The organism is Pseudarthrobacter sp. NPDC092439, from assembly GCF_044754945.1.
GTDB lineage: Bacteria > Actinomycetota > Actinomycetes > Actinomycetales > Micrococcaceae > Arthrobacter.
Window position 1 is genome coordinate 492,535 of the sequence record NZ_JBIVQB010000003.1, and the last position, 19,839, is coordinate 512,373.

A 19,839-nucleotide genomic window follows, 5' to 3' on the forward strand; every position below is an offset into this window, starting at 1 on the left:
ACGTCCGCTGGCTGCCCCAAATGGCGGGTTCAACCCCCGATTGGGTGCCGAACGGCAGGTCAGCTGATGTGCACCGCGTAATAAAGGAAACAATTCCATCGAACTGCCGACTTGGCAGATTCTAAGGCTAGCAACGCCGCACTTGCCGAGAAATACTCGGCATAAAGCGGCCTGGGCAACAGTACAATGTCGAGGTAAACACTTTGCTTGCTCAGCAAGCTGGGGGACAAGGAAGCCCATTATGAAAAAGTCATTGATGATTCTCGCGTGCGCATCAGCCGTGTTGCTGCTCAACGGATGCGGAGGAACCGCAACTGAAAGTGGTGCCACAAACTCCAGCAGTTCGCCAGACGCCACGTCCTCGAGCATCAGCTCGACTCCGGCGAACCAGAACAACGATGCTTCCTTCAAAGAAGGCGTCCTAACGACTCCGGAAATAAAGATCGTCGTCAAGGATCATAAGCTTATTCCGGTTGGCGGGAAGGGCAATGAGTACGGTAAAAAGCCTGTCATTGCTTTCTGGTACGAAACTACCAATTTGACGGGTGAAGACGTCAGTCCAATGAACTTCTTATACGTCATTACGGCGTATCAGGACAACAACCCGAACGCGGAGAATAAGTTGGATGTCGGTTCGCTTCCCGACGAAAAGTTCTTGAGCACGCAGACGGAGAAGATCAAGAAGGGCGGAACGGTCCTGAACGCGATCGCCTATGAATTGGACGATGAAACCACACCCGTGGATCTAGTCGCGTCAGATGATTTTGGCATGACTGAAATCGGTAAGACGACATACAAGCTGAAGTAGGAACATTTCCGCACCTGCAGACGCCACACGGCTGGGGCCTCAGGCCCATCCAATGGGGGCGTCTTTCTCCATCCAGGACAGCTGCGCACAGGGGAGGGGACGCGCACGGTTGCAAGCCGACGCGTCTCCCGTCCACTGTAAGTAGTCGTCAACTTTCGACATATATGTCAGTCGATGAGCACCGGTTGCTTGCTTCCGTTCGAAGCTTCGACATTGGGCGGAACCTTCCTGGAACGGTGGTTCAGCCAGCTAGCCACTTGAGTCCGTTCACTATGCGGTTCGGGCACCTGCTGGGCCCGGATGCCACCGTGGTTCAGATCGACACGGCGGCGGAGCCGACTCATGACCGTATGGATGTGTTCGTTCAGGCGGATGTGAAGGTTGCTGCTTCGCGGCTCCTGTCGCTGGTTAATGGTGAACTCGCGGCGGCGGGCTGGCGCGCCGAAGCGTCCAGGCGCCTGGCCGCCGGACCGGGGCATGAGGCCGGATCCACGGAGGCTCCCGACGGCCGGCTGGACCCGCGCGCCCTGGGCGAGGCCGGAGGCGAACTGCGCCACCACCAGGCCGGCCAGGAACACGGCGCCGAACAGCTGCCCGCCGATCTGCAGGGCGATCGAGCTGGCCGCGGAGGCTGAGTCCTCGAACACGCCGCCGGGGTGGACCAGCTGGGTCACGTAGGACACCGCCACGAAGGTGCCGCCGCCGATCAGGGCCACCAGCATGATGGCGCGCGGCGCGGTCCTGCGCGGGTTGATGGCTTCGGCGACGATGCCGAAGCTCCCTAGGACGATTTTCAGTGTGCCCCTACAGAGCGACAAGAATCTGTGCGATCTGAAGTATTGTGCGCCGATCGACCCCCGTATCCGACTAATTGTCCGGAGCACCTAGGGTGAGCAAATGGAAACAATTGACCCAACTTGATGGTTTTCGGCCCTTCCCCTAGGCCACCGCTGTCACAACGTGTTCCATAAGAACATGAAGAATCTCAGCAAGCGTGAAATTGTCCTGTCGGGGGCTCTCGTTTTGGCAATTCTTGCCATCGGCGCCATCGCCTTTAATGCGCTAGGAGGCTTGAGTTCCCTGGCTGCCTCATTCGGCCCCTCCGCCCCAGTGCTTGCAGCGGGCGTCGCCACAGGTTCACTCGTTGTTGCGGCGGTTACTACTTGGGGCGGGTGGCGCCGAAGCAAACGGCAGGCCACGATTGAGGCATGGAACGCTTGGTCGGATGCGTGCTATTCCGACAGGGTTCTTTTGTCCAAGGAACTTGGCCCCAAAACAATAACATCGGCCCAAGCTACATCGCTGACGATAATAGGGGCGGTGCTGGAGGGACGCAATGGGCCTCTCACTCACGAAGAAAAACAAGAGGTTGGCCACTCGATTTCCCGACTCCTTAACGGGCTTGAGCGATTGGCAGTCGGAGTCGATAACGGGATCTATGACGTCAAACCATTGAGGGAAATCGGAGGCACAATCATCATCCGGACCTTCGAAAGATTCGAGCCTTACGTGATCGCCAGACGGGAATCTTCTGACGTGGAGGCACGTCAGTCTCGCGTATTCACATCACTCAGCAGGCTGGTAGACGATATCAGGCGCAAGGATATGGACGCAGACAGACTTCGTTCCCTGCGAAGCTAATGAGCCAGCCCTAAAACTGCAGATCGCAACAACTAAGCCTTAGTAGACGTCCTCCTCTTCACGATGGACGACGTAAGACCGGGGCTTATTGTTCGTAGTCATGTCGCGATGATATACCCACGACGTTCCGCGCAGGGCTTTAATGGAACATCTTGTTCAACTCTTATCCTCAACAACCCCCTCCCGTTAGAGCTTTCGTCTACCCCTCCGGCCACTTGCTGTAGCGGCAGCTGACGTGCGAAGGGCGCGCCCGGCGAAAGCCGGACGCGCCTTTCGTGCGTCCTGAAACGGAAGTGTCCCCGCGGCGCTGGTTCAGTCGATGAGCACCGGCTCCTTGGCACCGTCCGATGCTTCAACAACACGCGCAGCCTTACGGTTACGGTGGTTCAGCCAGCACCCTGCCGCCAGAAGTGCCACGAGCCCAAACGTACTCAGGAGCTGCGGACGCGAATCCTCGCCTATGAAGCCTACGGTGAAGATCGCCGCGAGGATCACCAGACCGAGGGAAGTCAGCCACGGGAATCCGGGCATCCGCAGGGGAAGCTCCGTTCCCTCGCGGTCGGCGCGGAGGCGCAGCGCGAGCTGGGCCAAGAGGGCGGAGGTCCACACGAGCAGGCACGTGGAACCCACAATGTTGAGCAGGACGCCGAGCACCATCTCGGGGAACGCCATCTCCAGAACCACAGTGACAACGCCGAAGGCGACGCTGGCCAGGACCGCCACCACCGGGACCCGGGCCTTGGACACGGAGGCCAGAATCCGCGGTGCCTCACCGCGTTCGGCCAACGAGAACGCCATCCGGGAAGCACCGTAGAGGTTGGCGTTGAGGGCCGAGAGCAGAGCGGCCACGGCCACCAGGGTGATGGCAGTGCCCGCACCGGGCATCCCGGCAGCTTCAAGCACCGCAGCGAACGGGCTCTTCAGCCCCTCCGAACCCACTCGAACCACGGCCGCGATCACGAAGATGGCGCCGATGTAGAACACCAGGATGCGCCACAGCACCGTCCGGACGGCCTTCTTCACGCTGCGGGCCGGCTCGGCTGTCTCGGCTGCCGCCACGGACACGATCTCGGTGCCGCCGAACGCGAACGCCACCACGAACAGCGCCGTCGCAATCCCGGCGAACCCGCTCGGCGCGAAACCCTCGCCCATGAAGTTGGCCAGGCCCGGCGACTGCACACCCGGCACCAAGCCGAACAGCAGCGCGAAGCCCACCAGCAGGAACCCGACGATCGCAACGACCTTGAGCAGGGCGAACCAGAACTCGAATTCACCGAAGTTCTTCACGCTTGTCAGGTTCACCGCGGTGAGCACCACGATGAACACGAAGGCCATCAGCCACACGGGCAGGGCGGGGAAGATGGTGGCCAGCAAGCCCGCCGCGCCCAGCGCCTCAGCCGCTATGACCACCACCAGCTGCAGCCACCACAGCCAGCCCACGGTGGCGCCGGCCACCGGCCCGTATGCCTTCGCGGTGTACACGGAGAAGGCCCCGCTGTCCGGGTTGGCGGCGGCCATCTCGCCGAGCGCCCACATCACCAGGATGATGAGCGTGCCGGCCACGAGGTAGGAGATCAGCACCGCCGGGCCGGCGGCCTGGATGCCGGCGCCGGAGCCGATGAACAGGCCCGCGCCGATGGCGCTGCCCAGGCCCATCATGGTGAGCTGCCGGGGCTTGAGGGCCGCGCCGAGGGCGCGGTCAGACGTCTTTGTCTGGTGTTCCATGGGGATTCCTCTAGTTAGTAGGTGGAACGGGGTTGGGGATTTTGGAGCTGGTAATTCAGGCCGTGTGGGCTGCGAGGAGCCGGAGCACGCGGTTGTTGGAGGCGGCGTCGGCAACCGTGATCCGCACGCCGTCGCCCTGGTACGCCCGGACCAGGATGCCGGCGCCGTCGAACGCGTCCACCAGCCGTGTCCGGAGGTCCTCGTCGGCGCGGATCCACAGGAAGTTGCCCTGGCTCGGCTGCAGCTTCCAGCCCTGGGCCTCCAGCTCCGCGGCCATCCGGGCGCGCTCCAGCCGGACGGCGGACACCCGCGCTGCCATCTCCTCCCCCGCGTCCAGCGACGCGATCGCCGCCTTCTGCGCCAGCGCGCTCACGGCGAACGGCAGCGCGGTGCGGCGCAAACCTTCGGCGATTGCCGGCGTCGTAATGGCATACCCGACGCGCAGGCCGGCGAGCCCGTAGGCCTTGGAAAAGGTGCGCAGGATGCAGACGTTCGGGTACCGGCGGTAGAGCGCCAGGGAATCGGGGCCGCTGCCGGCGTCGGCGTATTCCACGTAGGCCTCGTCGATCACCACCAGGACGCTGGACGGCACGGACTGCAGGAAGGCCTCGACGCGGTCGTGGCTGATCGGCACGCCGGTGGGGTTGTTGGGGGTGCAGAGCAGAATCACCTTGGTGCGGTCCGTGACGGCGGCGGCCATGGCGTCGAGGTCGTGGCCCTCCGCGTCGTCCAGCGGTATGCGGACCGGCCGGGCGCCCGCCAGCTCCACCAGGATGGGGTACGCCTCGAAGGAGCGCCACGCGAAGACCACCTCGTCCCCGGCGTCGCACAACCCGGTGATGATCTGCTGCAGGACGCCCACGCTGCCGGGCCCCACCGCGACCTCACCCGCGGTGACACCCACGTGCCGGGCGAGCCGTTCGCGGAGTTCGACGGCGGCACTGTCCGGGTAGCGGTTCATGGTGCCGGCCGCCTCGGCCACCGCAGCGGCGGCAGCGGGCAGCGGTTCGTAATGGCTTTCGTTGCTGGCGAGGGCGGCGATGTCCGCGCCGGCACCCCGGCGGCCCGGGACGTAGGACGGAAGTCCGGAAACAGCGCTGCGGAGGGTGGGCACCGCGGTGTCCGGCCTTGCCAGGAGTTGTTCAGGGGTCATGAGGACCGATCATGGTTGTGATCCCGCGCACAATGCAAGATACCCTCAACCCATTGGGACTTCTGCTCAACCTCTAATACTTCTGGTGAAAATATGACCATCACAGCCGCCCGCACCCTCGATTCCCTCGACGGCCGGATCATCCTCGCCCTGGACAAGGACCCCGAAGCCAGCGCCCTGGCACTCTCCCGGACCCTCGGCGTCGCCCGCAACACCGTCCACGCCCGGCTGGCACGGCTGGAACGCAGCGGCGCGCTCCGCTCCTTCAGCCGTCGCTTGGACCCGGCATGGGCCAATTAATCACTTATGAAGACCTAGAGGTGACTGCATGATCCTGGCGGAACAGGAACTCTCCTAAAGTCGCCTGGGCTTCGAAATATTTGCCATCCGTCTTGGGGCTGCTAGCTTTCCAAGACCATCTTGCCTCCCTTATCGAGAGGGCGGGCCGTCACATATCCAACCACGCATTCATTCTGAGAGGCCCTAAGAATCGAAGCGAGGAGAATTAGATTTGAGACACATAGCCCTAGTGGCCCGCGATGTCCTTTACGTGAACGATACTTGGAGCTCCATGACCTTAAACCAGATGCACCACGACAGAGGATTACAACATGCCTGACGATTGGCTCAGCCCAGTCTTAGAGTTTCTGGGCACCACAGTATGGCCCATTGCTCTATTGTCATCTTTATTCATATTCCGCAAACACATCGGCCGGTTCATCGATGAGATATCTGAAATTACTGGCTTTGGAACGAACGCAAAACGCTCGGCAATATTAATGTCCCAGGATTTAGCCGCTGAGACTTCACGTGGAGCAGACGAGGAAGTTTCCATCGACGAAACTGCCCCGGCCCCCGATGAGACCGACACCTCCGATAAATCCTCGTCAGAGCTGTTGTCATTCCTGCGAGAACAGATCGAAAGCAACCTCCGGTGGGCCCAGCAAAATTGCACCGGCGCCTCCTCCGCTGTGCGCGCCGAGATTATCAGATCCACATACACGGATCTCCGCTTGGCTGTCCGTCTAGTTGGATACACACTTGGGGGTGCCGCAGTTGTCGCAGGAAAAAGCCTCAAGCACAGCGCGCCGCACGTAATTCTCCAGCGAGTAAGCGCACCGACCGAGCTGGTGGAATTTCTCAGACGAGCGCGGACTTTCTCGACCCAAGTACGCGCGAACGAGCTTCAAGTGAACGAACAAGCCGCACGTAACTACATTGACTCACTTATCGAAATCAACCAGTCGCTATTCGCTTGGTACGAACAAGTTGCAGCCAGAGCTCGTACCGCTAAATGAGTGGTGAATTCACGCCCCCTTCACCTCCTTTGTAAGCCAGGATGCCCGGGTCGTCGCCGCGAGCCAGCCTCGGCGATACCAATCAGAGCAACGAGCGCCAGCCAGGGGTCATGGAGACCGATCGTGAAAGTGACCCGGACCACAATTCAAGATACGCTTTTGTGCTTGGGACTTCTGCTCAACTTCTAGTATCTCTGGTGAAAATATGACCATCGCCGCCTCCCGCGCCCTCGATTCGCTCGACGGCCGGATCATCCTGGCCCTGGACAAGGACCCCGAAGCCAGCGCCCTGGCACTCTCCCGGACCCTCGGCGTCGCCCGCAACACCGTCCACGCCCGGCTGGCGCGGCTGGAACGCAGCGGCGCGCTCCGCTCGTTCAGCCGCAGGCTGGACCCGGCCGCGCTGGGCTACGAACTCATGGCCTTCCTCTCCCTGCACATCAGCCAAACCCGCGCCGGGTCGGTGGAAGACGGCCTGGCCGCGATCCCGGAGGTCATCGAGGTGCACGCCACCGCCGGCGACGCGGACCTCATCGCCAAGGTGGTGGCCCGCGGCACCAGCGACCTCTACCGCATCACCAACCAGATCCTGGAGATCGACGGCATCCAGCGCACCAGCACCGCCATCTCCGTGCTGGAACTGATGCCGCCGCGCTTCGACGGCCTCCTGGCCCGGCTGACCGAGCAGGAGGCGCGCACAACGCAGTGATCAGGCGTGCGCATGAGTCCCCTCAGCCTCTCGCCTCCGTGTGCCGACGAGCGCATACTGAACCCATGGCAACCTATCGCCTGTCCACGTTTGTCGCCGCACCGCCCGAGCGGGTTTTCGCCACCTGGACCGATCCCGACCGGTTCCGTGAATGGATCAGCGGAGTCACCGGTGTGACCGACCGCGTCGGCCCCGGCGATGAAGCCGGCAGCCGCTACACGGTGCACTTCGGACGGATGACGAGCCCCACCGAGATCCTCGCGGCCGAGCGGCCCCGGCACATCCGCACCCGTTTCGGCAACGCGATCCTGAAGGGCGAATCGGATGTGACATTCACCGCCGAGGGCGCCCGCACCCGCATTGACCAGATGTTCGTGACCCGCGGATTCGTGTCTGCGATTTTCGGCTGGCTATTCTCTCTTGGCTCATACCAGGGCAGCTTCAAGGGCGAACTGGAGACTTTCCGCAAGCTGGTTGAGCGGGAGGCGTGACGCGCGCCACAGGTGGGCGTTTTGTCAGTTTGCCTGCTGACTCTCTGCCAAAAGTCCCAGCCGAAATACAGTGTGTTGCTGATCCGCATATCCGGGCGCACGATTCCTGCATGACTTCACTCACAGTCTCCGGCCGCGTGGCACAGGTTCTCAGCAGCTATGTCAGCGACGTCTTCGGCGTCATGGGCAACGGCAACGTCTACTTCCTGGACGCCGCGGAGCAGCAGGGCCTGCGCTTTACCCCCGTCCGGCACGAGGGCGCCGCCGTCGCCGCGGCCGACGCCTACTACCGCACCTCCGGACGGCTCGCCGCGGGCACCACCACCTACGGCCCCGGCTACACCAACGCGCTCACCGCCCTGGCCGAGGCCGTCCAGGCGCAGATCCCCGTCGTGCTGGTCACCGGCGACGCCCCCACCAGCGGCGCCCGGCCGCAGGATGTGGACCAGGCGGCCATCGCCGCCGGCCTCGGCGCGGTCACCTTCACCGTCACCCGCGACGCCGCCGGCGCCGTCACCCGTCAGGCCGTGGAGTACGCACTCACCCGGCGCACCGCCGTCGTGCTTGCCATCCCCTACGACCTCGCGGCGCTGGAGGCTGCGGACGAGGACCTTCCGGAGCCATCCGTTGTGGAGGTGACGGACGACGGCGGCACGGACCTTGCTCGGGTGGCCCGCCTGCTCGGCGGGGCACAGCGGCCGCTGATCCTGGCCGGCCGGGGTGCTCACCTCGCCGGGGCAGGACCGGAACTCCGCGAACTCGCCGACCGGATCGGCGCACTGACCGCCGGAACCGCCCTGGCGCTCAACCTCCTCAATGGTGAGGGGTATCTGGGCGTCGCGGGCGGTTTCGGCACCGACACCGCGGCCGGGCTCATGGGCGAGGCCGACGTGGTCCTGGTGGCCGGGGCGAGCCTGAGCCCGTTCACCATGAGGTTCGGGCACCTGCTGGGTCCGGATGCCACCGTGGTTCAGATCGACACGGCGGTAGAGCCGACGAATCCGCGCGTGGATGTGTTTGTGCAGGCGGATGCGAAGGCCGCTGCGTCACGGCTGCTTTCACTGCTCGACGGCGAGGCCGCCCGGGCGGGCTGGCGCGCCGAAGCGTCCAGGCGCCTGGCCACCGGACCGGGGCACCACCACGGCTCCGAGTTGGCTGAGGACGGCCGACTGGATCCGCGCGCCCTGGCCACCGCGCTGGATGCCGTGCTGCCGGAGCGCCGCACGGTGGTCCAGGACGGCGGGCACTTCATCGGCTGGGCCCCCATGTACTGGAACATTCCGCGGCCGCAGGACCTGGTGATGGTGGGGACCGCGTTCCAGTCGATCGGGCTGGGGCTGGCGAGCGCCGTCGGAGCAGCGCGTGCGGTGGAGGACGGCCGCACCCTGGTGCTGGCCTCGGGCGACGGCGGTTTCCTGATGGGCCTGTCCGACCTCTCGTCGCTGATCGGTGCGGCCCGCAGCGCGGTCGTGGTGATCTACAACGACGCCGCCTACGGGGCCGAGATCCACCAGTACGGCTCCCAGGGCCTGACCGACAAGCCCATGCTGATCCCCGAGGTGGACTTCAGCGGTGTGGCGCGGGCGCTGGGTGCGGAGACCGCCGTCGTCCGCTCGCTTGATGACCTGTCCGCGCTGCAGGACTGGATCGACGCCGGCGCCCACGGGACGTTTGTGGCCGACTGCCGCATCACGTCCACCGTCCGGGCGCCGTGGCTGACCGAGTGGATGAACGCGTCCAAGGCGGCGAAAGCTACTGTGGCCGGATAACGCCATTGCGAATGCATCGGCGCTTTGTCGCAGGCCCCACATAGGATCTCCTATATGAGGATCGCCGTCGCAGGAGGAACCGGGACAGTGGGCCGCCACGTTGTGGCCATCGCCAGGGAGCGCGGGCACCACGTGGTCAGCCTCAGCCGCACCGACGGGGTCGATCTGGTCACCGGGGACGGCCTCGAGCAGGCACTCCAGGACGTCGAAACCGTTATCGACGTCACCGGCATCCAGGTCCTGTCCACCAAGAAAGCCGTGGATTTCTTTACCAGCGCCACCCGAAACCTGCTGGGGGCCGGGAAAAGGGCCGGCGTGACGCACCATGTGGTGCTGTCGATTGTGGGCATCGATGAGGCCGATTCAGGACTGTATGCCGGGAAGCTGGTTCAGGAGCGCGAGGTCAAGAACGGCGGTATTCCCTGGACCCTCCTCCGGTCCACCCAGTTTCACGAGTTCGTGCCGATGACCATCAACGCCGCCTCAGTGGGTCCGCTGGTCTTCGTGCCCACGATGTTCACCCGCCCGGTGGCGGCAAACGAGGTCGCATCGGCCCTTGTGGACGCCGCCGAGGCCGGGCCGAAAGGGCGCATCCCGGACCTCGGCGGCCCGCGGACCGAACAACTGAAAGACCTGGCCGCCGCCTACCTGGCCAAGACGCAGCAGAAAAAACGGATCGTTCCGCTGCACCTTCCCGGGCCCATGGGCAAGGCCATGCGCGGCGGCGGCCTGGTCCCGGCGCCGGGTTCCGCCGTCGGACGCCAGACGTTCGTGGAGTGGCTCGAAGCCTTGGACGCTGAATAGAAGCCGCTGCGGAATGGGCCAGCTGCCCCCATTCCGCAGCTGCGGCAGACAGCTTCCGCAGGCCGTGCGATGCGCCACTTCCTGCGAGGCCATGGAATAGCAACACGCCCCCGCGCGGTTGTGGCAGGCATGAAGGCAATCACTTACAGCGAATACGGAAACCCTGACGTCCTCGAGTTCGGCGACCAGCCGATGCCAAAAGTCGGGCCAGGAATGGTCCTGGTCAAGGTGAAGACAGCAGCAGTGAACCCGGTGGACTGGAAGATCATGGCGGGCTACCTGGATGCGGCCATGGACCTGCAGTTCCCCGCGATCCCCGGCTGGGACGTGGCAGGGGTGGTGGAGTCGGTAGGAATCGATGCCCGGCAATTCCAGCCCGGCGACGAGGTCATTGCCTATGGCCGCAAGGACTATGTTCACGGCGGAAGCTTCGCCGAATACATCGCACTGCCGGAACGGCTCCTGGCACGGAAGCCTGATTCGCTCGGGTGGAACGAATCGGCAGGGCTGCCGCTGGCCGGCCTGACCGCCTACCAGGTTCTCAACCGGCTGGAGCTGAAGGCGGGCGAGACTCTGCTGATCCACGGTGGCGCCGGAGGCGTGGGCTCCCTGGGCATCCAGATCGCGGTGGCCAAGGGCGCCAGCGTCATCGCCACCGCCTCGGACAAGAACCACGAATTCCTCCGCTCCCTGGGAGCCGAGCCGGTTGCGTACGGGGACGGGCTCGCTGACCGCGTGCGCGCACTGCGCCCGGGCGGCGTCGACGTCGTCGCAGATTTCGTGGGCGGAAACCTGGGCGCGACCCTGGCAGTACTTGCTGAGGGCGGCAGGCATGCCTCGATTGCGGACAGTGAAGTGGAGGAACATGGCGGCACCTGGATGTGGGTCAGCCCGGTGGCTGCCGACCTGCAGGCACTCGCCGACCTGGTGGACAGCCGCAAAATCCAGGTGGAAGTGGCCGAGGTCTTCCCGCTGGAAAAGGCCGCCGATGCCTTCCGCTCCAACATGAAGGGGCATACCCGCGGCAAGATTGTGGTTTCCGTGGAATCCTGATCCGGCAACATGCCTGACCGGGGCGCATTCCAGGACGGAACGACAGCCGGTCCCCGGACGTTGATGTTGTATGAGGCGGCGTGTAGTCATCCTGGCCGCGGTTCTCGCGGCTGTCATCGCGGTTGCTGCGGGGCTGTATCTGTTCCAGCCCTGGCGCATTTTCACCAGTTCAACTGTGGTGGAGGATGTTCCGGCCGTTGCCACGCCTGCTGCTAAATCAGCGGCGCCCTCGGCGCCCACGGCCACCCCCGCCGTTCCGCGGGAACTGGCAACCGGCCGGCTCATCAGCCACGAACACGCCAGCTCGGGAACTGTGAAGGTCCTTCAGCTCCCTGACGGCAGCCGCATTCTCCGGCTTGAGGGCCTTGACACTTCCGATGGGCCTGACCTCCGCGTCTGGCTCAGTGACGCCCCGGTGGTAGAGGGGGTCGCCGGCTGGTACGTCTTCGATGACGGCGCGTACCTGGACCTGGGCGCGCTCAAAGCCAACAAGGGAAATCAGAACTACCCGATCCCTGCTGGCGCTGTGCTGGACGACTACAGCTCGGTCAGCATTTGGTGCGCCCGGTTCGCCGTATCATTCGCCGCAGCCGACTTGAAGACCTAGAACCGTTCACGCGGAACGGGCAATCGCTTTTCGCCCGGACGGTGGATGGCGGGCAAGGGCAGGATGGGCAATGATCGGAGCATGCGCCGCTCCGGAATGCCCCAAGCCTGGTGGGTACCGCCGTCGCTCCGCGGCTACAGGATGGAGTGGCTGCGCCACGACCTGCTGGCCGGTGCCGCGCTCTTTGCGGTGCTGGTCCCCGCGGGGATGGCCTACGCCCAGGCCGCCGGCCTTCCGCCGGTAACCGGCCTCTACGCAACTGTCGTGCCTCTGATTGCCTACGCGGCCGTGGGTCCGTCGCGTGTGCTGGTGCTGGGCCCGGATTCGGCTCTCGCCCCCATGATCGTGGCCGCGCTGCTCCCGCTGGCCGCCGCCAATGAACAGCGATCAGTGGCACTGGCCGGCCTGCTGGCAATCCTGATCGGCGCCATCATGCTGGCCGGTTCGGCCCTCCGTCTTGGCATCGTCACGGGCCTGCTGTCCAAACCCATCCGGTTGGGCTATCTCAACGGCATCGCCCTGCTGGTGGTGGCCTCCCAGGTTCCCACGCTCCTGGGCATCTCCGTGGACGGCGAGACGCCCTGGGACAAGCTCTTCGCTGCGGTGCCGAAGGTGCTCGCCGGCGAGACCAACATGGCGGCGCTGCTGCTGGGGCTGGCCTCCCTGGCGCTCATCCTGGGGCCGCGGTGGCTGAAGTGGAAGGTCCCGGGCGTGCTGATCGCCGTCGTCGTGTCCTGCCTCGCCGTCGCCCTGCTGGGACTCCGCGACAGCGTGAAAGTCACCGGCGCCCTCCCGCAGGGGCTCCCCGCGCCGGCCCTCGGCGGGATCGGCTGGGCCGACGTCGTTGCCCTGCTGCCCGCCGCCGCGGGTATTGCCCTGATCGTCTTCGTCGACACCGGAACGCTGTCCCAGTCGCTGGCCGCGGCCCGGAACGACAGGGTCTCCGGCAACCATGAGATGGCGGCCCTGGGCGCAGCGAACGCGGCCAGTGGCCTGCTGGGCGGCTTCCCGGTTTCGGCCAGCACTTCCCGCACGCCGGTGGCGGTGGAGTCCGGGTCGAAATCCCAGCTCACGGGAGTGGTGGGCGCGGTCCTGGTCCTCGGTTTCATGCTCGCGGCGCCCGGGGTCACCGAGTATCTGCCGTCCACCACCCTGGCCGCAATCGTCATCGCCGCGGCCGCCGGGATAGCCGACCCGGCCGGCGTGCGACGGCTCATCGGCATGAGCCGCAGCGAGTCACTGGTGATGCTCGCCGCCTTCCTCGGCGTCGCCGTCCTGGGCGTCCTCCCGGGCATTGTGGTCGCCGTCGGCCTGGCGATCCTGGACTTCCTGCGCCGGGCCTGGGACCCGTACCGCGCCGAACTGGTGGATCTTCCCGGCGTCCCCGGCTACCACGACGTGAGCCGGCATCCGGAAGGTGAACGCGTCCCGGGCCTGCTGATCCTGCGCTTCGACGCGCCGCTGTTCTTTGGCAACGGGGCCCTGCTGGGTTCCTTCGTCCGGGACGAGCTGGACGGGGCCCCGCCCGGCACCGAACGCGTGGTGCTGGCCGCCGAGCCCGTGACGGGAATCGATACCACTGCCCTGGACGAGCTCGTCCAGCTGGATGAATGGCTGGAACGGCACGGCGTGGACCTGGTGTTCGCGGAGATGAAGGGGCCGGTCAAGGACAGGCTGCTGCGGTACGGCATGGGGTCCCGCTTCTCCCCCGAACACTTCTACCCGACCGTGAGCGAGGCGGTGCGCGCATTCCAGCGGGAGGGCGGGTCCTTTCCTGGCTTATCGAAAGGGACCGACTGACACGATATTGCGAATCAGGTCAGTTACCGCGGCGTCACTGGGCATCGTTAGGAAAGAGTGCCCGGCAGGCGCATAGTGGGGAGATGACAGGTCCTTACACCCGGGGCGACTCCAGCAGCAGCGAGGCTTCCCGGAAACACATCGGGCAGGCGCTGGCGAACTATGGCGCAACGGACGTTGTGTTTACGCAACGGGGGAAACTGAGTGCCGTCGCCTTCAGGGCTGACGCCCGGCAATTCCGGATCCTTATGCCCATATTGCAGTCTGAGGGCGCCCTGGCGATTCGGGGGGACATCGCGGACAGCCGGCTCCGCGAAGCGAACGCGAAAATCCTGGAACGCGCCAACCGCAAATCCTGGCATGCCCTGGCCCTGGCCATAGAAGCCAAGCTCGGTGCGGTGGCGGCGGGCGTTGCTACCCTTGAATCGGAATTCCTGGCCCACGTGGTCCTCCCCGGAAACCATACGGTTTTTGAGGAACTCGAAGCCATCATCGACTTTGCCTACCGGTCCGGCCGGCGTCCGTCATTCGGCGGCCCCGCTCCTTCTGCGCCCCATGCAGAACCTCAGGCCCCGGCGGATTACCCGCAACTGCGGGCCGTCCCGGCCCCCGTTGCCCGCCGCAGGAACTAACCGCACCGGCTCCAAAAGCCGCCGGTCCCCCGCACGCCCGGGCACCCGCCGTCGGCCGCTCCCCAGCGGTCCGCCAACAGGCGTAGACTCCAAGCATCCCGGGACACCGGGACTGACGCCCCGGTTTCCCTAAAACGAGCTCCACTCTTCTGCAGCCGACCTGGACCCGGGTCCCCTGCCCCTTCACAGCCCCAGCGGCCACGAAAGGCACACCATGACAGATCTGCGCATCCGCGACCAATGGAACCGGCTTCCCTCCCCAGTGACCGGGTGGCTGATGGAAAACCCGGGCTGCCTGGTCCTTCCGAGGACACTCTCTGCGGAAATCAGTGCGGCCCTGGGCCAGCCCGCCAACAGCGATCCCCACGGCGAGACCCCACTTTCCCAGGAGGACGTCGATTTCATCAGGATGAAGTCACGTGAGGCCCGGCCCGGCCAAGCACTCCTGTAACGAAAGTTCAGAGGGTGGCGAGGGCACCCCTGGCGCTCTCCACCAGGACGTGGGTTCCTGCCTGGATGTGGACCACCTCGCCGTCAATCTGGCATGGAACAGCGTTCCGCGTGGAGAAGGCATAGCTTGCCACGCCCGGCTGATGCCCGAGTCCCAGGGTGACGGCGCGGAGCGTCATCAGTGACATCTTCATCAGCCCGGCATGGGGCAGCGTCACCACCTCGAACAATCCGTCGTCCGGGTAATGCGACTCGCTGACCTTTCCGTACTTCGCCATGCGCGAGATGTTGGCCAGGATCAGGCTGTCGAACTTCGCGGTGGCCCCGTCGTCCCGCACGAGCTCGAAGGGCCTTAGGCGGCGGAGCGTGCGGGCAACGGAAACGAGTTCGAGCACTTTTCCCTTGCCGCCCTGCTCGATGCCGATGGCCATCAAGGGTGTAAGCCCGAAACCCACGTAGGAGTGGGCGTACTGGATCTGCTCCCGGTCTCCGGTACGGAACACCACCCGCAGCAGGTCGATGTGCCGAATCGTCGTGGCCCTCAGTGCTTCACTGAGCGACCTGGCGGGGAGGCTCCGGAAGTGGTCGTTCGCGTTGCCTGCGGGAATCACGGTGCACACCGCCTGGCTGCCGGGAACGTCCATGACGCCGTTGACCACCTCGTTGTACCCGCCGTCGCCGCTGACCGAGAGAATCAGCGGCGCACCCCGGCCTGCCTCGGCCCGCGCCAGTGCCCGGGCATGCCCGGCATGGTCCGTAGGCAACAGGTCAACAGGCAGGCCCGCTGCGGCCAACTCCCGCTGCAGGGTCCCGATCCGTGCGCCCATCGCGGGCCGGCCCGGGTTGAAGATCACCACGGCGCGGTCAAAGGGGCCGCCGGGTGCTCCGCCGTCAGCCATGGCGCTCCCCTACCCGCCCATTCCAGGGTGCACGGGAACGAAGTCGAGTCTGTTCCCGGAGTTGGTCCGTCCCGCAGGGGTCCGGTTGTACCCCCGCGCATCCAGCCCATTCCTGGCGCGGAATTCCGCGAGTGCTGCGTCGTAGGCGTTGTTGAGGGTCCGGCCCGAGAACTCTCCGGTGCTGCCGTCCGTGAAGGCGATCCGGATCCGGACGTTGGCCGGGTAGTGCCGGCCCATCCGGATGAAACCGTCGGCGTCCTGCTGGAGGGTGATCATGGAGGCTGCTTTCGTTCGGGGGTGCAGTCTCCAGTTTGACGCAATCCTTGACAGCCGGGGAACTGGCGGCGCGTCGCAGCCCCTGCCACCGCTGCCCCCGCTCAAACCGCCAGGGCCTGCGTCCGGGTTGGCCACCAGTCAGGTCGCGCTGAACTCGATCGTCAACGGGATAGACCGGCCGAGGGAGTCGCCGACGGGAGAGGAGCGTTCGATCCGCTCGCGCAGCAGCCGGATCTGCTCCTCACTGGCATCCGGGGCGGTAAGCGTGACTTTGTAGGAGATCCCGGTGTAGCCGGAACCCGGTGCCTCAAGCCCAAGATACGCCTGGACGTTGAAGTGGCCCGTGGCCTCGACGCGCAGGTCTTTTACCTCAAGTCCGAGCAGGGCCGCGTGAAGGGCGATGAGGTCCACATCGCACGCAGCCAGCGCCGCAAGAAGGGTCTGCATGGCATTGAATTCCCCACGGCCGCCTATGTGCATGCTCTTGTCTTCAAATTCCACGCGCGACCGGGACCCGCCGAGCCAGTGCGCGGTGACGGACGGACGCCTGTCGGCCACGGAGGCGTCCTGCCGAACCTCATCGCGGAACGCTTCCCACCCCGCGACGCTGATTCCGTTAATTTGCGCTTCCGTCCTGTTTGCCATCTGGCTCAACGACCTTCTGCTGCTGTGCGGCGGGGCGCCGCCGTACGGGACGCCAAGCTATTCAATAGCTTTCTTGAATAAGACACCCCGGGCGGTCCATTGTCAAGAGGACGCTTGAATACGAGCGCGGGTCAGCCCATGCCGGGATGCACCGGTACGAAGTCAATGGTGTCGCCCCGAGTTGGTCCGGCCGGGAGTCCTTCTGGAATAGCCCCGCGCGTCCAGGCCGTTTTTGGCGCGGGACTCTCCGAGCGCCTTGTCATAGGCGTTGTTGAGGGTGTGGCCGGAAAACTCACCGACACTGCCGTCGGCGAAGTTAATCCTGATGCTAACGCTCGCGGGGGAATGGGCACCGGACCAGTCGGCAATGCCTCCCGTTGTGAAGCCCAGGCTCAGCTGCTTGCCCCGGCTATCGGAGCCCGAAAGGCAAACGGCACACCACTAAGGCGCCCCGCTGAACTGGGATCGCCACCGGCAAAGGTTGATGGGTGACTTACTGCCGCCACCGCGAGCGAGAGTCAGTAGCCGACGGCTTGCAAGTGTAGGCGGTGCCCTTGGCGCTCACCCCGGTCGCTCCGCTGGGGGAACAGAAGGCACCCGGCGTTACGACAGCTGCAGCGGGACCCGGAGCAACGGCGGCCGGAGCCGGTGCCACGGGGACTGCCGGCGGTGCCGGGGGTGCAGCCTGTTCGGTGGCAAGGCGCGCTGCTTCCTCACGCGCAGCCTGGTCTGCGGCAGCTTTTTGAGCGGCAGCCTTTTCAGCGGCTGCCTTCGTCGCAGCAGCCTTCGCCGCGGCGGCCTTGTCTGCCGCAGCCTTTTCCGCAGCGGCTTTGGCCGCTGCGGCTTTCTCCGCGGCAGCCTTTTCCTCCGCAATCTTCTCGAGGGATTTAACCCCGAGCTTCACGGTCGACTCTTTCGTCAGCTGGGCGCCCTTGGCAGCGTCCTGTGACATCACCAGCCAGTTCTTCTTACTCCAAATGGACTTTCCATCGACGATGTCTTCATGCTCGACGTCGAGTCCAAGCTCCTTGAGCTGATCGGTTGCCTTATCGAGGGTCAGGCCCACCACATTTGGTACGGTGACACCTTCCTCGACAACGGCAACGGCCGACGCTGACGAAAGCGGTTCGGCCGCCTGAGGTCCGCCGCAGCCAGTGAGTACGAGGCCGCCCAGCAGCACCAGCATTATTGTCTTCTTCAAGATTCCCCCTTTTGATGATGTGAACAGTGGATTGAACGAAGCTTCTACTCGCAGGCGACGCCGTCGCGGTCGCGGTCCAGCCCTGCCCGGTAACCGGCCATCCCGGCATACAACGGGGCGGTGCCGGCTGCACGGGCGTCCGAACAGTTCGGGTAGTACACGGCCACAGGAGCCGGCGCGGCGGGAGCGACGGGCGCGGGCGCCACGGGAGCGGGAGCAACCGGCGCCGGGGCCGGAGCGGCAGGCGGCGGCGCCACAGCGCCCGGCGACTTAGACTTCGCGGGCGCCGACTGCCCCGCGCAGCTGCCCAGGACCCGCGCCATCGCGTCATGCTCGGCCTGCGTGACCCACAGCGAGTAAGTGGCCTTCACGGAAATCTGGCGCGCAACGTACTGGCACCGGAACCCCTTGTTCGGGGGCAGCCAGGTGGCTGCGTCGCCGTCGCCCTTTTGCTGGTTGGTGCGCCCGTCCGTCGCTTGAAGGTTCAGCGGGTCGTTGGCGAACGCCGTGCGCTGCTGCAGGGTCAGCATTTGCGCGCCCTTCTGCCACGCATCGCTGAGCGCCACCACGTGGTCGATCTGCACCTTGCTGCTGGTGCCGGCGCCGCGGAGGAAGCTGATACTGGTCCCGGTGTACGGGTCCGCCAGCACGCCCGATTTCACCTTGCACGGCACACTGTTCGTGTACCGGATGGCGGTCAGGTCGCGCCTGAGCATGTCGTTGCGCGTATCGCAGCCATTCCGGTCCACATCCGCCCATGCTTGGCCAAACTGTGCCCGGTCATATCCAGTCTTCGGCGCGCGGCCCTTGACCGGCAGCGTCGCCAGGAGCCCCAGCGCCTTGGCGGCAAAGGCAGGCTGCGGCTTCGGGGCCCGTGCGCCCGCCACCGCGGCCGCCGTCGGAGGATCCAGCGGCGCGGCGGTTTCCTTCGGCGTCGGAACGGACGACGGCGCCACCACACCAGCAGCGCTTTCCCTCGCCTCCGCAGTGGCGGCCGCAGCCGTGCTCCCAGCAGTAGGGCCGTTCAGCTTTTCAGTGACGGCCGGCGCCCCGCAGCCTGCAGCCAGCAAAGCCACTAAAAAAACGGCAGCCAGCACGGAAAGGCCACGAAGGCCCCGGTAAGTCGACATTCATCCCCATAAACGGCACATCAAGTTGCCACGTCGTACTCGCGCAATCGCGATGCCGCTGAGCATATTCCGTCAGCAGGGGTTTGGAGCGGCCGGGGCGATAACCTTGCCTGAAATTGAGCCGTTCTTGATCCAACCTTGATGGGGGCGGGTCCGCCTTACAGGGACTTTAGGGTCGCAAGCGTCGAGGCCAGGGCGTCGGCCAGTTCACGCCCCTTGGTCACGAAGTGGTTGGAAAACTGGTTCCGGTGCTCTTCGTGCTCATGGAAATGGTGCGGCGTCAGGACACCCGAGAAGACCGGAACATCCGTCTCCAGCTGCACATGCATCAGGGCCTCCACCACGGTCTGTGACACGAACTCATGGCGGTAAATGCCCCCATCAACCACCAAGGCAGACGTGGCAATGGCGTCGTAGTTGCCGGAAGCTGCCAGCCTTCGGACCATCAGGGGAATTTCGAAGGCACCGGGGACCTGGTAGGCGTCAACATCGGTTGTGCCCAGCTCGTTGAGCCGGTCACGGAAGCTTTCGACGGCGCGGTCGACGATATCTGCGTGCCACTGGGCGCTGACGATCGCTACCCGGAGAGAGGAGTTAGCCAAGGATGGGGCCTTTCTGTTTGCTGTGCTCAGGATAGTCGCGCCAAGGATTTTAGCGGGCCAGGAGGCTGGCGGCTTCCTGGCGGGTGGTGCCGGAGTCCTGGATGCCTTCGGCGATGTGGGCGAGGTGTTCGGGGATTTCGCGGCCC

At 65.1% G+C, this 19,839-nt stretch carries 21 protein-coding genes and 1 pseudogene; 13 read left to right on the forward strand and 9 right to left on the reverse strand.

What is annotated here, in order from left to right; genetic code table 11:
* The first annotated feature begins 241 nt into the window (after positions 1-241).
* Positions 242-808: a DUF5067 domain-containing protein gene (locus ACIQCM_RS10335; protein WP_400605524.1), complete on the forward strand. Its 567-nt coding sequence runs from the start codon at positions 242-244 to the stop codon at positions 806-808.
* A 167-nt stretch (positions 809-975) separates the two neighbouring features.
* Here the strand turns inward: ACIQCM_RS10335 and ACIQCM_RS10340 are convergent, their stop codons facing one another.
* The gene (locus ACIQCM_RS10340; protein ID WP_400605521.1) at positions 976-1,626 is read right to left on the reverse strand and encodes a hypothetical protein; all 651 of its coding nucleotides are present in this window, start codon (positions 1,624-1,626) and stop codon (positions 976-978) included.
* Between the two features lie 157 nt (positions 1,627-1,783).
* Between ACIQCM_RS10340 and ACIQCM_RS10345 the strand changes: the two genes are divergently transcribed.
* Positions 1,784-2,449, forward strand: a complete 666-nt coding sequence (locus tag ACIQCM_RS10345; protein WP_400605519.1) for a DUF4760 domain-containing protein — start codon at positions 1,784-1,786, stop codon at positions 2,447-2,449.
* A 312-nt stretch (positions 2,450-2,761) separates the two neighbouring features.
* On the opposite strand, the gene ACIQCM_RS10350 is transcribed toward ACIQCM_RS10345, so the two are convergent.
* Together ACIQCM_RS10350 and hisC are read right to left on the reverse strand one after the other, a co-directional pair.
* Entirely contained in the window at positions 2,762-4,174 is a 1,413-nt protein-coding gene (locus ACIQCM_RS10350) for an amino acid permease (protein WP_400605517.1), read from the reverse strand.
* Between the two features lie 55 nt (positions 4,175-4,229).
* Positions 4,230-5,327: a histidinol-phosphate transaminase gene (gene hisC / locus ACIQCM_RS10355; protein ID WP_400605514.1), complete on the reverse strand. Its 1,098-nt coding sequence runs from the start codon at positions 5,325-5,327 to the stop codon at positions 4,230-4,232.
* A 93-nt stretch (positions 5,328-5,420) separates the two neighbouring features.
* Here hisC and ACIQCM_RS10360 point away from each other — a divergent pair.
* The 11 genes and pseudogenes from ACIQCM_RS10360 to ACIQCM_RS10410 form a co-directional block, all read left to right on the forward strand.
* A pseudogene (locus ACIQCM_RS10360) lies at positions 5,421-5,615 on the forward strand (Lrp/AsnC family transcriptional regulator); the annotation flags it as partial.
* Positions 5,616-5,938: 323 nt separating this feature from the next.
* Positions 5,939-6,625, forward strand: coding sequence for a hypothetical protein (locus tag ACIQCM_RS10365; RefSeq protein WP_400605512.1), 687 nt, complete (start codon positions 5,939-5,941; stop codon positions 6,623-6,625).
* A 205-nt stretch (positions 6,626-6,830) separates the two neighbouring features.
* A complete protein-coding gene (locus ACIQCM_RS10370) occupies positions 6,831-7,334 on the forward strand; it encodes an Lrp/AsnC family transcriptional regulator (RefSeq protein WP_400605511.1) in 504 nt (167 codons plus the stop codon).
* A 65-nt stretch (positions 7,335-7,399) separates the two neighbouring features.
* Positions 7,400-7,825 carry an SRPBCC domain-containing protein gene (locus ACIQCM_RS10375; RefSeq protein WP_400605509.1) on the forward strand — a complete coding sequence of 142 codons (426 nt, stop codon included), beginning with the start codon at positions 7,400-7,402 and terminating at the stop codon, positions 7,823-7,825.
* A 110-nt stretch (positions 7,826-7,935) separates the two neighbouring features.
* Positions 7,936-9,594 (forward strand): thiamine pyrophosphate-binding protein, encoded by a 1,659-nt coding sequence (locus ACIQCM_RS10380; RefSeq protein WP_400605508.1) that lies wholly within the window; start codon positions 7,936-7,938, stop codon positions 9,592-9,594.
* A gap of 54 nt (positions 9,595-9,648) precedes the next feature.
* Positions 9,649-10,398: an SDR family oxidoreductase gene (locus ACIQCM_RS10385; RefSeq protein WP_400605506.1), complete on the forward strand. Its 750-nt coding sequence runs from the start codon at positions 9,649-9,651 to the stop codon at positions 10,396-10,398.
* Between the two features lie 129 nt (positions 10,399-10,527).
* Positions 10,528-11,451 carry an NADP-dependent oxidoreductase gene (locus tag ACIQCM_RS10390; RefSeq protein ID WP_400605504.1) on the forward strand — a complete coding sequence of 308 codons (924 nt, stop codon included), beginning with the start codon at positions 10,528-10,530 and terminating at the stop codon, positions 11,449-11,451.
* Positions 11,452-11,521: 70 nt separating this feature from the next.
* Entirely contained in the window at positions 11,522-12,058 is a 537-nt protein-coding gene (locus ACIQCM_RS10395) for a DM13 domain-containing protein (RefSeq protein ID WP_400605502.1), read from the forward strand.
* An 81-nt stretch (positions 12,059-12,139) separates the two neighbouring features.
* Complete coding sequence (locus tag ACIQCM_RS10400) at positions 12,140-13,858, forward strand: SulP family inorganic anion transporter (protein ID WP_400605501.1); 1,719 nt, start codon at positions 12,140-12,142, stop codon at positions 13,856-13,858.
* Positions 13,859-13,941: 83 nt separating this feature from the next.
* Positions 13,942-14,490: a hypothetical protein gene (locus tag ACIQCM_RS10405; protein WP_400605499.1), complete on the forward strand. Its 549-nt coding sequence runs from the start codon at positions 13,942-13,944 to the stop codon at positions 14,488-14,490.
* Positions 14,491-14,704: 214 nt separating this feature from the next.
* Complete coding sequence (locus tag ACIQCM_RS10410) at positions 14,705-14,941, forward strand: hypothetical protein (protein WP_400605496.1); 237 nt, start codon at positions 14,705-14,707, stop codon at positions 14,939-14,941.
* Between the two features lie 7 nt (positions 14,942-14,948).
* Here the strand turns inward: ACIQCM_RS10410 and ACIQCM_RS10415 are convergent, their stop codons facing one another.
* From ACIQCM_RS10415 to ACIQCM_RS10440, 6 genes are all read right to left on the reverse strand, one after another.
* Complete coding sequence (locus ACIQCM_RS10415; protein WP_400605494.1) at positions 14,949-15,839, reverse strand: diacylglycerol/lipid kinase family protein; 891 nt, start codon at positions 15,837-15,839, stop codon at positions 14,949-14,951.
* Positions 15,840-15,848: 9 nt separating this feature from the next.
* A complete protein-coding gene (locus tag ACIQCM_RS10420; protein WP_400605491.1) occupies positions 15,849-16,115 on the reverse strand; it encodes a hypothetical protein in 267 nt (88 codons plus the stop codon).
* 138 nt (positions 16,116-16,253) lie between these two features.
* Positions 16,254-16,760 (reverse strand): OsmC family protein, encoded by a 507-nt coding sequence (locus ACIQCM_RS10425; protein ID WP_400605488.1) that lies wholly within the window; start codon positions 16,758-16,760, stop codon positions 16,254-16,256.
* Positions 16,761-17,253: 493 nt separating this feature from the next.
* Positions 17,254-17,961 (reverse strand): PASTA domain-containing protein, encoded by a 708-nt coding sequence (locus tag ACIQCM_RS10430; RefSeq protein ID WP_400605485.1) that lies wholly within the window; start codon positions 17,959-17,961, stop codon positions 17,254-17,256.
* A gap of 44 nt (positions 17,962-18,005) precedes the next feature.
* The gene (locus tag ACIQCM_RS10435) at positions 18,006-19,091 is read right to left on the reverse strand and encodes a DUF1524 domain-containing protein (protein ID WP_400605483.1); all 1,086 of its coding nucleotides are present in this window, start codon (positions 19,089-19,091) and stop codon (positions 18,006-18,008) included.
* Between the two features lie 158 nt (positions 19,092-19,249).
* Positions 19,250-19,693, reverse strand: coding sequence for a 6,7-dimethyl-8-ribityllumazine synthase (locus ACIQCM_RS10440; RefSeq protein WP_400605480.1), 444 nt, complete (start codon positions 19,691-19,693; stop codon positions 19,250-19,252).
* Positions 19,694-19,839: the final 146 nt, after the last annotated feature.